The organism is Roseovarius sp. (assembly GCF_965277045.1).
In the GTDB taxonomy this organism is placed as follows: domain Bacteria; phylum Pseudomonadota; class Alphaproteobacteria; order Rhodobacterales; family Rhodobacteraceae; genus Roseovarius.
This window is the reverse complement of the sequence record NZ_OZ255712.1, coordinates 287198-298980: the sequence shown is the minus strand read 5'-3', so window position 1 is coordinate 298980 and position 11783 is coordinate 287198. Positions and strand designations below refer to the sequence as shown.

General features: G+C 63.5%; 10 protein-coding genes. 9 read left to right on the top strand and 1 reads right to left on the bottom strand.

Annotated features, from left to right (window positions below):
• Positions 1 to 48 precede the first annotated feature (48 nt).
• A complete protein-coding gene (topA, locus tag ACQY4V_RS01485) occupies positions 49 to 2577 on the top strand; it encodes a type I DNA topoisomerase (RefSeq protein WP_428515181.1) in 2529 nt (842 codons plus the stop codon).
• 9 nt (positions 2578 to 2586) lie between these two features.
• Here topA and ACQY4V_RS01480 read toward each other — a convergent pair whose 3' ends face one another.
• Complete coding sequence (locus ACQY4V_RS01480) at positions 2587 to 3429, bottom strand: lytic transglycosylase domain-containing protein (RefSeq protein ID WP_428515180.1); 843 nt, start codon at positions 3427 to 3429, stop codon at positions 2587 to 2589.
• 360 nt (positions 3430 to 3789) lie between these two features.
• On the opposite strand from ACQY4V_RS01480, the gene ACQY4V_RS01475 reads away from it, so the two are divergent.
• From ACQY4V_RS01475 to ACQY4V_RS01440, 8 genes are all read left to right on the top strand, one after another.
• On the top strand, positions 3790 to 3984 hold the full coding sequence (locus ACQY4V_RS01475; protein ID WP_428515179.1) for a Flp family type IVb pilin: 195 nt from the start codon (positions 3790 to 3792) through the stop codon (positions 3982 to 3984).
• 197 nt (positions 3985 to 4181) lie between these two features.
• Positions 4182 to 4370 carry a hypothetical protein gene (locus ACQY4V_RS01470; protein WP_428515178.1) on the top strand — a complete coding sequence of 63 codons (189 nt, stop codon included), beginning with the start codon at positions 4182 to 4184 and terminating at the stop codon, positions 4368 to 4370.
• A 315-nt stretch (positions 4371 to 4685) separates the two neighbouring features.
• Positions 4686 to 5558, top strand: coding sequence for a Flp pilus assembly protein CpaB (gene cpaB, locus ACQY4V_RS01465; RefSeq protein ID WP_428515177.1), 873 nt, complete (start codon positions 4686 to 4688; stop codon positions 5556 to 5558).
• A 199-nt stretch (positions 5559 to 5757) separates the two neighbouring features.
• Positions 5758 to 7179, top strand: a complete 1422-nt coding sequence (locus tag ACQY4V_RS01460) for a type II and III secretion system protein family protein (RefSeq protein ID WP_428515176.1) — start codon at positions 5758 to 5760, stop codon at positions 7177 to 7179.
• Positions 7180 to 7193: 14 nt separating this feature from the next.
• Positions 7194 to 7862, top strand: coding sequence for an OmpA family protein (locus ACQY4V_RS01455; RefSeq protein WP_428515175.1), 669 nt, complete (start codon positions 7194 to 7196; stop codon positions 7860 to 7862).
• A gap of 247 nt (positions 7863 to 8109) precedes the next feature.
• Positions 8110 to 9348: an AAA family ATPase gene (locus ACQY4V_RS01450; RefSeq protein ID WP_428515174.1), complete on the top strand. Its 1239-nt coding sequence runs from the start codon at positions 8110 to 8112 to the stop codon at positions 9346 to 9348.
• A 12-nt stretch (positions 9349 to 9360) separates the two neighbouring features.
• Positions 9361 to 10806, top strand: coding sequence for a CpaF family protein (locus ACQY4V_RS01445; RefSeq protein ID WP_428515173.1), 1446 nt, complete (start codon positions 9361 to 9363; stop codon positions 10804 to 10806).
• A gap of 4 nt (positions 10807 to 10810) precedes the next feature.
• Positions 10811 to 11779, top strand: a complete 969-nt coding sequence (locus tag ACQY4V_RS01440; protein ID WP_428515172.1) for a type II secretion system F family protein — start codon at positions 10811 to 10813, stop codon at positions 11777 to 11779.
• Positions 11780 to 11783: the final 4 nt, after the last annotated feature.

The window sequence follows — 11783 nt, the reverse complement described above, 5'->3', positions numbered from 1 at the left end:
GGGACCGGGCCGAGTCGCCCCCCTGTTTTTCATACCGTAGGAGTGTTCATGCCAGTCGTTGTTGTCGAATCCCCGGCCAAGGCCAAGACGATCAACAAGTACCTGGGCAAGGACTATACCGTGTTGGCCTCCTACGGACATGTGCGCGACCTGCCGGCCAAGAACGGCTCGGTCGATCCCGACCAGGATTTCGAGATGACCTGGGAGGTGGGCAATGACAGCAAGAAGCACATCAAGGCCATCGCCGACGCGCTGAAGGACGACAATTCGCTGATCCTCGCCACCGACCCCGACCGCGAGGGCGAGGCGATCAGCTGGCACCTGGAAGAGGCGTTGCGCAAACGCCGCGCCATCAAGAAGGACACCGACGTCAAGCGCGTGGTGTTCAACGCCATCACCAAGAGCGCCGTCACCGAGGCGATGAAGAACCCGCGCGAGGTGGACGCGCCGCTGGTCGAGGCCTATCTGGCCCGCCGCGCGCTCGATTACCTCGTGGGCTTCAACCTGTCGCCCGTCCTCTGGCGCAAATTGCCCGGCGCACGCAGCGCGGGGCGGGTGCAATCGGTCTGCCTGCGCCTCATCGTCGAGCGAGAGATGGAGATCGAGGCGTTCAACCCCCGCGAATACTGGAGCGTGAAGGCGCTCCTGACCACGCCCCGGGGCCAGGAGTTCGAGGCGCGGCTGGTCAGCCTGGCCGGCGACAAGCTCGACAAGTACGACCTCGAGAACGCCACGCAGGCGGAGATGGCGCAACAGGCCGTCGAGAGCCGCGACCTGACGGTCACCAGCGTCGAGGCCAAGCCCGGCAGCCGCAATCCCAGCCCGCCCTTCATGACCTCGACCCTGCAGCAGGAGGCCAGCCGCAAGTTCGGCATGGGCGCCCGGCAGTGCATGAGCGCGGCCCAGCGCCTGTATGAGGCGGGACACATTACTTATATGCGGACAGACGGGATCGACATGGCGCCCGAGGCCGTCGAGGCCGCCCGCGATGCCATCGGCGAGCGCTTCGGCAAGGAATACGTGCCGTCCTCTCCGCGCATCTACAAGAACAAGGCCAAGAACGCGCAGGAAGCTCACGAATGCATCCGCCCCACCGAGATGACGCGCGACGCTGAAAGCCTGAAGCTGTCGGAGCCCGACCAGCGCAAGCTCTATGACCTGATCTGGAAACGCACCCTGGCCTGCCAGATGGAAGGCGCGCGGCTGGAGCGTACCACGGTCGAGATCGGCTCGAAGGATGGCCAGGTCGGCCTGCGCGCCACCGGGCAGGTGGTTCTGTTCGACGGGTTCCTGCGGGTCTATGAGGAAGGCCGTGACGACGTTCTGGACGAGGACGACAAGCGCCTGCCGCAACTGTCCGAAGGCGACAAGACCGCCAAGCGCTCGGTCACACCCGAGCAACATTTCACACAGCCCCCGCCCCGCTATACCGAGGCGACACTGGTCAAGCAGATGGAAGAGCTGGGCATCGGCCGCCCCTCGACCTATGCCAGCATCGTCACCACGATCCAGGAGCGTGAATATGTCCGCAAGGACAAGAACCGCCTGATCCCCGAGGACAAGGGCCGGATCGTCACCATCTTCCTGCTCAACTTCTTCCGCAAATACGTGGGCTACGAGTTCACCGCCAACCTCGAGGAAGAGCTGGACGTGATTTCGGCCGGCGACGCCGACTATAAGAAGGTGTTGGCGGATTTCTGGCGCGATTTCCACGCCGCGGTCGAGGAAGCGTCGGAACTGCGCATCGCAGAGGTGCTCGACAAGCTGGACGAGGTTCTGGCCCCGCAACTCTATCCCCCGCGCGAGGACGGGACCGATCCGCGCATCTGCCCCAAATGCGGCGAGGGGCGTCTGCACCTCAAGACCTCGCGCACCGGCGGCTTCGTCGGCTGCGGCAACTATCCCGAATGCACCTATACCCGCCCCATCGCGGGCGAGGGCGCCGAGGGCGACGAGCGTCTGCTGGGCGAGGATCAGGGCGACGAGATCTGGCTGAAGTCCGGCCGCTTCGGCCCCTATGTGCAGCGCGGCGAGCCGACGCCCGAGAACAAGAAGCCGCCACGCGCGTCGCTGCCCAAGGGCTGGGACAAGGACGAGATGACACTGGAAAAGGCACTGACCCTGCTGAGCCTGCCGCGCATCGTGGGCGAGCATCCCGACGGCGGCGAGGTGAAATCCAATTTCGGCCGCTTCGGACCTTATGTGATGCACCAGGCCGAGGACGAGGCGAAGCCGGTCTACGTCAACCTCAAGGACCCTGCCGATGTCTTCGAGATCGGCATGAACCGCGCGGTCGAGCTCCTGGCCGAGAAACGCGCCAACCCGGGGCGCGGGCGCGGGCGCACCGCCGCCAAGCCCCTCAAGGAACTGGGCGAACACCCCGAGAGCGGCGGGCCGGTGAATGTCATGGAAGGCCGCTATGGCCCTTACGTGAAATGGGAGAAGGTGAACGCCACCCTGCCCAAGGACGTGGAGCCCGCGAACGTCACCATGGAGATGGCCGTGGAACTGATCGCCGAGAAGGCCGCGAAAAAGGGCACGAAGAAGGGAACGGGCCGCGCCAAGAAAAAGGCGTGACCGCGTTCCTTAGTAAGACGCCAGCGTCAGCGCGCAGGCATCGGTGATCAGCTCCGGCCGGGTCTTGCACAGACCGCTGGCCACCTGGAACGCCGCCAGCACCTTGGGCACGTAATCCCGCGTCTCGGCATAGGGCGGCACGCCTGCGTGCTTTTTCACCGCATTCTCGCCCGCGTTGTAGCCCGCCAGCGCCAGCACGGCGTCGCCGCGGAACTCCTTCATCAACCAGTCGAGATAGGCCACCCCGCCCTTGATGTTCTGCCCGGCCAGCATCGAGTCGCTGACCCCGAAGCGTTGCGCCGTGGCCGGTATGAGCTGCATCAGCCCCTGCGCCCCGGCCCCGCTGACCGCATCCGTGCGTCCGCCCGATTCAACAGAGATCACCGCCAGCACCAGCGCCGGCGACACCTCGGTTCCGATCGTGGCGCGCAGGATGTCGGCGCCATGGGCGCGGGCGATCTCCTGCATATGCTGCAACCTCGGTCCCTTGACCGACGCCCCGCCCGGCCCGTCGCGCAGGGTCTTGAACGCAAGGCGCAGCCGGTCCGGCCCGCTGGCCTTGTCGTCGGTCGGCACTTTCGTCCAGAACCAGCCATAGGCCGCCGTCACGCTGGGCACGACGGGAATATCGACCGTGCCCGCGTCGGCACCCGCGTCGCTGTCCTTGGGCCTGGGCTTCAGATGCGCCTGGTCCTCGGGGTCGATCTGCACCGTGATCAGCTTGCCGCCGCCTTTCTTGGGCGGCTTGCCTTTCTTGAAGGTGAACTCGGGAAATGGCGGCGGATCCCCCGCGTGGACGGGAAGCGCGCACGCCAAGGCAACGCCAAGGGCGAGAAATCTCGTGAATCGCATGATCGGGCCTGCTCTGCCTCGGTTGGTTTTCTTGCCAGTATGCCATCAATCGTCAAGTTTGCCCATAATTGTTGAGCGTTGACGAACACCGACATCGACGTTAAGCGCCGAAATGACGGGCGAAAGCAATAAGTCGAAAAAATTTAACCTTTTTTAATCTTTTAAAAACAACACTTTAAACCCATCCGCGGCAAAAAAGTTAACGGTCTCCAAAATCGCTCGAAAGCCGCCCAAATCCTGCCGCAGTCGGACGGCTATATGCTGCTCATACCGCGACGCAGCGGGCCAAAGAGAGAGGCGGCCCACACAACTGCTAGCGGTTGCAACCTAAGTTAAACTGATCCTTTGGAGGGACCAACCATGATCAAATTCATCAAAAAATTCCGCAAAGACGAAGAAGGTGCCGTGACTGTTGACTGGGTCGTGCTGACCGCAGCCGTCGTCGGCCTGGGCGTTGCAGGCGTTTCCACCGTTTCGACGGGCGTGAACGGCCTGGCCACCAAAATCGGCACCGGCGTGAACGCCGACGCAAACGTCGGCGCGGGCACCAACTAAGGTATCCGCACTGTGCGAGAAGGCCGCGGTCCAACCGGACCGCGGCCTTTTGCATGTCTGGGGGACAGGGATTATTTTTCAGTAAAATCATTTGTTTAATTTCAGAACGCGCCCTGAAAACTTTTCGGAATGCCCAATTGCTGCCGCGTTCGGCTGCTATGCAAGGTCCGACACAACATGCCCCAGAAGGTGATTACATGATCCAGAGCATAAGACATTTCCTGACGCGCGAGGACGGCGCGATCACGGTTGACTGGGTCGTGTTGACCGCAGGCCTGGTCGTAATGGCCGGCGCGCTCGGCGTGGCGGTGAACAGCGGCGTCACTTCGGCCTCGACCAAGGTTTCGACCGCGGTCTCGGCCACGTCCGTCAGCGACGCCGAATAACCCCGCCCGGCCATTGGCGGGGCCACCGCATGCGGTAATCCATCGGGGTTCGGCAAGGCTCGCGCAGCGCATCTCAGCACCGCGAGCCGGACCCGCGCAAAGCGCTGCAGCCAACCGCGATCGAGCGACATGCAGTCCCGGTCTCCGGCCTTGCGGCCAGGGCGCCGGTATGCCTTAAAAACCTACGCTCGTCCGGGGTCGGCATTCACCAAAGCACCACACCCACCCCGTTATTTCGCCACATTTCCTCCGTAAGTCTGAACGGAAAGGCGCAATCAGTGCGCCAGTGAGCAGTTGAATTCGAAAGGACACGCCATGCGTTTGGTGTTTGGACTTGTACTCATTCTCGGCCTCGGTCTGGCAGGATTTGCCGTCTTCATGGCCAAGAACTACATCCAGGGCTACCAGGCCCAGCTTGAACAGGAACGCGCCAAGAGCGCCCCGGCCTTCGAAACGGTCGAGGTCTACGTCGCCAAGCAGAAACTGGAATACGGCCAGCGCCTGCTGATGGACCACGTGAAGCTGGTGGCGTATCCGGTGAATTCGCTGCCCGAGGGCACCTATTCCGCCGAGGAAGACCTATTCCCCGAGGGCGAGGACGAGCCGCGCACGGTCCTGCGTACGATGGAACCGATGGAAGCGATCCTGGACGTCAAGGTCACCGGACCGGGCGAGGACGCCGGCATCACCTCGCAGCTCAAGCGCGGGATGCGCGCCTTCGCAATCGAGGTCGACGTGTCCAGCGGCGTGTCCGGCTTCCTGCGTCCCGGCGACCGCGTCGACATCTACTGGACAGGCAATGTGGGCACCACCGAAGGCATCGACGGCCGTCGCGGCGGCAGCGAGGTCACGAAGCTGATCGAAACCGGCGTGCGCCTCATTGCCGTGGACCAGGTGGCGAACGGCGACACCACCGAGGCGATCATCGCCCGCACCGTGACCGTTGCCATCAAGCCGCAGCAGGTCGCCGCGCTCGCGCAGGCCCAAACCACCGGCAGCCTGTCGCTGTCGCTGGTCGGCGCCGACGACGAAACCGTGGCCGAGGCGATCGAGGTTGACCAGAACATGCTTCTGGGGATCGAGGCCGCCGCCGCCCCCGCGCCGCAGGTCCAGGAAGAGATCTGCACCATCAAGACCCGCCGCGGCGGCGAGGTGATCTCGACCCCGATCCCCTGCGCGACCAACTGATCCGCACCACATCTTGTGTATGCGAGGCGCCCCCACCACAGGGCGCCTCGTTTCTTTCTGGCAACTGTCCCCCAAAATCCACAGCAACAGCGGGTCGAAAGTGGTTGATTCTTGAAAAAATTTTTGAATTGGCCCACAGTCCTGTCAATTCCGGGCGAAAAGACCCGATTAATGAGGCGTGATCGGAAAGGCAGGTCACATGATAAAATCGAGCGTATTCAAGGCCGCCCTTGTTGGGCTGGCTGTCGTGTTTTCCCCTGTCGCCGACATGGCGATGGCTGACAACATCACGGTGATCCAGAAGGGCGCGAACCGTGATCTGAGCATTCCGATGAACCGGGCCGTCGTGATCGAAAGCGACACACCGTTTGCGGAGCTGAGCATCGCGAACCCGTCCATCGCGGACTTCTCGACCCTGTCGGATCGTACCGTTTATGTTCTCGGCAAGGCGCCGGGGCGCACCACCCTGACCCTTCTCGACGCCACCGGCCGGCTGATCACCAACGTGGAGGTGCATGTCAGCCCGGACATCTCGGAGTTCAAGGAACGACTGCAACAGATCATGCCCGGCGAAAAGATCGAGGTGCGCTCTGCCAATGACGGCATCGTGCTGTCGGGCACCGTCACCAGCGCCAGCAAGATGGACCGCGCGCTGGAGCTGGCGAACCGCTATGCGCCCGAGCGCGTGTCGAACCTGATGTCGGTCTCGGGCAAGCAGCAGGTGATGCTGAAGGTCCGCTTTGCCGAGATGCAGCGCAACGTCTCCAAGGCGCTGGGCACGTCGCTGTCGCTGGATGCGCGCTCGGCGGGCAGCGCGGGCTTTATCGGCGGCACCGGCACCACCAACACCCAAGGCGGCGTCCTGGGCACGCTGACCGGCGCGATCCCGACGGTGCAGAACAACTTCGGCGCGCTTGCCATCGGTTTCGACATCGGCTCGACCGAGGTCGGTATCCTGCTGGAAGCATTGGAAGAAAAAGGCGTCGTGCGGACCCTCGCGGAACCCAACCTGACCGCCCTTTCGGGCCAGGAGGCCAAGTTCCTCGCGGGTGGCGAATTCCCGATCCCGGTGGCCCAGGAGAACGGCACCACCACGATCGAGTTCAAGCCCTTCGGCGTCGAGCTCAACTTTACCCCGCGCGTTCTGGACGACGAGGTCATCAACCTGGAAATGGCCGCGGCGGTCTCCTCGCTGGACCCCGCCAACGGCATCCAGGCCGACGGTCTGAACGTGGCCGCCTTCCGCCGCCGCGACGCGTCGACCACGGTGGTGATGCGCGACGGGCAAAGCTTTGCCATCGCGGGCCTGCTGCAGGACGACTTCCGCGACAATGCGGGCCAGATCCCGTGGCTGGGCGATATCCCGGTTCTTGGCGCCCTGTTCCGCAGCGCGGAATACGAGCGTGCCCAGACCGAACTGGTGATCATCGTGACCGCGCATCTCGTGACCCCGACCAGCGGCACGGTCCTGGCCCTGCCGACCGACCGGGTCAAATTGCCGACCGAAAAGGATCTGTTCCTGAATGGCCGCGTCGCCAAGGACGTGCGAGAGTCGCGCGGATCGACCGGCGAAGTCGCCCGGCAGGATTTCAACGGGTCCTACGGCTACGTGATGGACTGAGGAGAGACGAGGCCATGAAATATAATCTTCTGATTACCGCATCGGTTCTCGCCCTCGCCGGGTGTTCCCAGCAAGGAGAGGTCTACAAATCCTACTTCGGCGAAGCCGGAGGGGTGGTGGACGGCGGCAACTTCGGCAACGCCAACATGCACAACCAGTTGGTGATGCGGGGCGAGAAAGGCTATGTCTACGACCTTGCCAACCGCTTTTCGAACGAGGTTCTGAGCACCGTGAACTTCGCGTTCAACAGTGCCGAGCTGGATGCCGGCGCCCGTGACACGCTGCGCGAACAGGCCCGCTGGATCCGGCAATTCCCCGAGGTCCGCTTCCGGGTCTACGGCCATACCGACCTTGTCGGGTCCGCCGGCTACAACAAGAACCTCGGACAGCGACGCGCCAACGCCGTGGTCAACTACCTGGTTTCCCAAGGCATCAGCCGCAGCCGGCTGGAAGCCGTCGTTTCCTTCGGCGAGGCACAGCCGCTGGTCGTCACCCAGGGCCGCGAACGCCGCAACCGCCGCACCGTGACCGAGGTGACGGGGTTCGTCGCGTCGCATCCCATCGTCATGGACGGCAAATATGCCGAAGTGGTCTATCGCGAATACATCACCAGCGCCGAACCGCGCTCGACCCTGATCATGGTCGAGGAAGGCGGACAAGTCACCAGCGGCAGCGACGAATGACCTGAATTCTCCCTGTCCGGCCATTGGCCGGGCCACCTGAAGAACCCGCCCGAAACAATCCGTTGGGCGGGTTTTTTTTGTCCTGAGATATCGCACAATTACGATCTTTTGGCCCCATTATCGCCTACATTTTCAAGCAGTTTACGAGCATGGCACTGGGTCCATGCGTCTTTGCGCAGGCCCAACCGCCTGAAGACTAACGGTTTCGGGCGCAACGACGTCGCGACAAACATGGGGCCGACCACAGATGAGTAGTGTGCAAAAACAACCTGAATCCAGCCCGATCACGGCCTGTACCATCAGCCGTAACGTGCAGGATTTCGACTTGTTGATCGAAGACATGGAAACCGCGATGGGCGAAGCCTGGGGTGATCTTGGGTTCGCCGAGGCGCTGGCCTTCTTCAACCAGCCCGAGGCCGATTGCCTCGAATTCGTGGCCCTGGCCATCGACTCCACCGACGAGGACGAGATCGGCCTGCTGAGCGAGATCATCACGCTGGCCAAGGCCCGCGGCATCAAGGTCATTCTCATCGCCGAAGACGTCAGCCCTGCGTCCCTGCACCAGCTCTTGCGGCAAGGCGCGGACGAGTTCGTCCCCTACCCGCTTCCCGAGAACGAATTGCAGGCGGCCATCGATCGGCTGCACAGCAATCCCGCCGCGGCAGAGCCCGCCGCCGCCGCGCCCTTCGGCGCCTCCAGCGCCCCGGGCGATGGCGTCCTGCTGGCCGTCCAGGGCCTCGCGGGCGGCACCGGCGCCACGACGCTGGCGGTCAACCTCGCGTGGGAGCTGGCATCGGTCTCCAAGACCGACGCGCCGCGTGTCTGCATCCTGGATCTCGGCCTGCAAACCGGATCGGTCGCCACCTATCTCGACCTGCCGCGCAGGGACGTCGTCTACGAGATGTGGGCCGACACCGACTCGATGGACGAGGATATCTTCAAGCAGGCGCTCGTGCCCTTCGACGACAAGCTGTGGGTGCTGACCGCGCCCACCGACATCCTGCCGCTCGACATGATCACGTCCGAGGACGTGCAGCGCGTGCTCGACCTGGCTCGATCCAAGTTCGACTACGTCATCGTCGACATGCCCAGCACGCTGGTCCAGTGGACCGAAACCGTGCTGCATTCCGCGCAGATCTATTTCACCACGCTCGAACTCGACATGCGTTCGGCCCAGAACGCCCTGCGTCTGAAGCGGGCGCTGCGGTCCGAGGACCTGCCGATCGAAAAGCTGCGCTTCTGCCTGAACCGGGCGCCGAAATTCACCGACCTGAACGGCAAGAGCCGCGTCAAGCGCCTGGCCGAGAGCCTGGAGATCAGCATCGAGGTGCAACTGCCCGATGGCGGCAAGCCGGTGATGCAGGCGGGCGATCACGGTACGCCGCTGGCCAGCGCCGCGGGCAAGAACCCGCTGCGCAAGGAAATCGCCAAGCTGGCGGCCTCGTTGCACGCGCTTGGCCAAAGCGACGCCGAGAAGGCCGCATAGGGGATCACGCCGATGTTTTCGCGATACAAAAAAGCAACCGACGGGGCCCAGCCGGTCAAGGCCGCCAAGAAACCCGTCGCGGAAGCGCCCAAGACCGCGCCCGTGGAAGAAGTGCAAAGCGTTTCGCTGCGCAAACCGCTGCAGAAAGCGGCGGCGAGCACCGCGCCGCAGGACAAGGACCGCAAGCGCAAGGAACGGCTGGCCGAGATCAAGATCGACCTGCATCGCGCGCTTCTCGACAACCTCAACCTCGGCGCGCTCGACACCGCGACCGAGGCGGACCTGCGTGCCGAAATCAGCGCCATCGCCGGCGAGGCCCTTGAGGAACGCAGCATCGTTCTCAACCGCGAGGACCGCACCACCCTGACGCAGGACCTTTACGACGAGGTGCGCGGCCTGGGCCCGCTGGAGCCGCTGCTGAAGGACGACACGGTCAACGATATCCTAGTCAACGGCCCGCACCAGGTCTTCGTTGAACGCGCGGGCAAGCTGACGCTGACCGACACGACCTTCAAGGACGAAAAGCACCTCTTGCGGATCATCGACAAGATCGTCAGCGCCGTGGGCCGCCGTGTCGACGAATCCAACCCTTACGTCGACGCCCGCCTGCAGGACGGCTCGCGCTTCAACGCCATGGTGCCGCCGGTCGCGGTGGATGGCAGCCTGGTGTCCATTCGTAAGTTCAAGAAGGACAAGCTGGGCATCGACGACCTGGTGAATTTCGGCGCCTTTTCCGAGGAAATGGCCGCCTATCTTCAGGCCGCCGTCGCCACGCGCCTCAACGTGATCGTTTCGGGCGGGACCGGCTCGGGCAAGACGACCACGCTCAACGCACTGTCGTCCTTCATCGACAATTCCGAACGCATCCTGACGATCGAGGACACCGCGGAACTTCAGCTGCAACAGATCCACGTGGGCCGGATGGAAAGCCGCCCGCCCAACGTCGAGGGCAAGGGAGAGGTCAGTCCCCGCGACTGTCTGAAGAACGCCCTGCGGATGCGTCCCGACCGCATCATCGTCGGCGAGACGCGCGGCGAGGAGGTGATCGACATGCTGCAGGCCATGAACACCGGCCACGACGGCTCGATGACCACGATCCACGCCAACAACCCGCGCGACGGCATAAGCCGTCTGGAAAACATGGTCGCCATGGCCGGGATCGAGATGCCGCTGAAGGCCGTGCGCTCGCAGATCGCCTCGGCCGTGAACCTGCTGGTGCAGGCCAGCCGCCTGCAGGACGGCTCGCGCCGGATGACCTCGATCACCGAGATCACCGGCATGGAGGGCGACGTGATCTCCATGCAGGAGATCTTCCGCTTCCAGCGCGTCGGCCTGACGCCGGACAACAAGATCATCGGCCATTTCACCGGCACGGGAGTGCGGTCCAACTTTTCAGAACGGTTCCGGCTGTGGGGCTATGACCTGCCGCCCAGCATCTACGAGCCGGTAGGGGAATAACGTCATGTCTATCAGTGCAGAGCCGATCATCTACGGCCTGATCTTCATCGGGATCATGGTCCTGGTCCAGGGTCTTTACCTGACCGTCTTCGGGCGCTCGATCAGCCTGAACAACCGCGTGAACCGCCGGCTGGAGATGCTCGACAAGGGCGGCAACCGCGAAGAGGTGATGGAAAAGCTGCGCAAGGAGATGGAACAGCATCTCAAGGCGCGCAAGATCCCGCTCTATTCGATCCTCGCCACCAAGGCGCAGATGGGCGCCATCGCGTTTTCGCCCAAGCAGCTGATGCTGCTGATGGTCGCCTGCGCCTTCATCGCGTTCATCGGCCTGTCGGTGGGCACAAGCACCGCGCTGCCGGTGCGCGCTCTCGTCTCGGTGGTGATGGGCGTCGGCGGTATCTTCGTCTGGGTCAACATGAAGGCCAGCAAGCGTATGGCAATGCTCGAAGAGCAATTGCCCGACGCCATCGAACTCATGGTACGCAGCTTGCGCGTCGGCCACCCGTTCAGCTCGGCCATTTCCATCGTCGCCAACGAGGTCGCAGACCCGCTGGCCACCGAATTCGGCGTCATCGCCGACGAGGCCGCCTATGGCCGGGACATGGGCGAAGCGCTCAAGGACATGGCCGAACGTCTGGACATGCAGGATTTGCGCTTTCTCGCCGTGGCCGTAACGATCCAGCAGCAATCGGGCGGCAACCTGGCCGAAATCCTCGACGGCCTGGCCAAGGTGATCCGCGCCCGCTTCCGCCTGTTCCGCCGCGTCAAGGCCATCACCGCCGAGGCCAAGTGGTCCGGCAAGTTCCTGTCCGCCTTCCCGATCCTGGCGCTGATCGCGATCCAGATGATCAAGCCCGATTACTACGACGAGGCGATGGAACACCCCTATTTCATCCCGGCCTGCCTGGCCGTGGGCTTCTTCCTCGTCACGAACCTCTTCGTGATGCGCGCCCTCGTGAACATCAAAGTGTAAAAGG

Coding starts and splice junctions, on each gene's coding strand:
- topA (WP_428515181.1), top strand. CDS start 49: ATGCCAGTCGTTGTTGTCGAATCCCCGGCCAAGGCCAAGACGATCAAC.
- ACQY4V_RS01480 (WP_428515180.1), bottom strand. CDS start 3,429: ATGCGATTCACGAGATTTCTCGCCCTTGGCGTTGCCTTGGCGTGCGCG.
- ACQY4V_RS01475 (WP_428515179.1), top strand. CDS start 3,790: ATGATCAAATTCATCAAAAAATTCCGCAAAGACGAAGAAGGTGCCGTG.
- ACQY4V_RS01470 (WP_428515178.1), top strand. CDS start 4,182: ATGATCCAGAGCATAAGACATTTCCTGACGCGCGAGGACGGCGCGATC.
- cpaB (WP_428515177.1), top strand. CDS start 4,686: ATGCGTTTGGTGTTTGGACTTGTACTCATTCTCGGCCTCGGTCTGGCA.
- ACQY4V_RS01460 (WP_428515176.1), top strand. CDS start 5,758: ATGATAAAATCGAGCGTATTCAAGGCCGCCCTTGTTGGGCTGGCTGTC.
- ACQY4V_RS01455 (WP_428515175.1), top strand. CDS start 7,194: ATGAAATATAATCTTCTGATTACCGCATCGGTTCTCGCCCTCGCCGGG.
- ACQY4V_RS01450 (WP_428515174.1), top strand. CDS start 8,110: ATGAGTAGTGTGCAAAAACAACCTGAATCCAGCCCGATCACGGCCTGT.
- ACQY4V_RS01445 (WP_428515173.1), top strand. CDS start 9,361: ATGTTTTCGCGATACAAAAAAGCAACCGACGGGGCCCAGCCGGTCAAG.
- ACQY4V_RS01440 (WP_428515172.1), top strand. CDS start 10,811: ATGTCTATCAGTGCAGAGCCGATCATCTACGGCCTGATCTTCATCGGG.